Annotated in this window: 1 protein-coding gene; it reads left to right on the forward strand. The window is 61.2% G+C overall.

What is annotated here, in order from left to right:
* Positions 1-868: cytochrome bc1 complex cytochrome b subunit (gene qcrB / locus QMK34_RS47590; protein ID WP_326421646.1), on the forward strand; the 868-nt coding region annotated here is incomplete at both ends.

Genomic DNA, 868 nt, shown 5'->3' on the forward strand with positions numbered 1-868 from the left:
GACGACCGGTATCACCTGGCCAAGGGGATGCGGCACCAGCTCAACAAGGTGTTCCCGACCCATTGGTCGTTCCTGCTCGGTGAGATCGCGCTGTACAGCTTCATCATCCTGCTGCTGTCGGGTGTCTACCTGACGTTGTTCTTCGACCCGTCCATGCAGGAGGTCGTCTACCAGGGCAGTTTCAAGAACCTGCAGGGCATCGAGATGTCGCGGGCGTTCGCGACCACGTTGGACATCTCGTTCGACGTCCGTGGTGGGCTGTTCGTTCGTCAGTTGCATCACTGGGCCGCGTTGATCTTCGTGGCGGCGATGATGGTGCACATGGTCCGGATTTTCTTCACCGGGGCGTTCCGCCGTCCGCGTGAGGCGAACTGGGTGATCGGTTCGTTGCTGCTGGTGCTGGGCATGTTCGAGGGTTTCTTCGGCTACTCGCTGCCTGATGACCTGCTCTCGGGTACGGGTATCCGTGCGACGTTGTCGGGCATTGTGCTGTCGGTGCCGGTGATGGGTACCTGGCTGCACTGGGCGATCTTCGGTGGGGAGTTCCCCGGTAACGAGATCATCCCGCGGCTGTACACGATCCACATCCTGCTGTTGCCGGGTATCATGCTGGCGCTGATCGGGGCGCACCTGGCGTTGGTGTGGTATCAGAAGCACACCCAGTTCCCGGGGGTGAAGCGCAAGGAAACCAACGTCGTCGGCGTGCGCATCATGCCGGTGTTCGCGTTGAAGGGTGGTGCGTTCTTCGCGCTGACGATGGGTGTCATCGCACTGATGTCGGGGTTGTTCCAGATCAACCCGATCTGGAACATCGGCCCGTACAACCCGTCGCAGGTGTCCGCCGGGTCCCAGCCCGACTTCTACATGG

Source organism: Amycolatopsis sp. H20-H5 (assembly GCF_035828755.1).
Taxonomy (GTDB): domain Bacteria; phylum Actinomycetota; class Actinomycetes; order Mycobacteriales; family Pseudonocardiaceae; genus Amycolatopsis.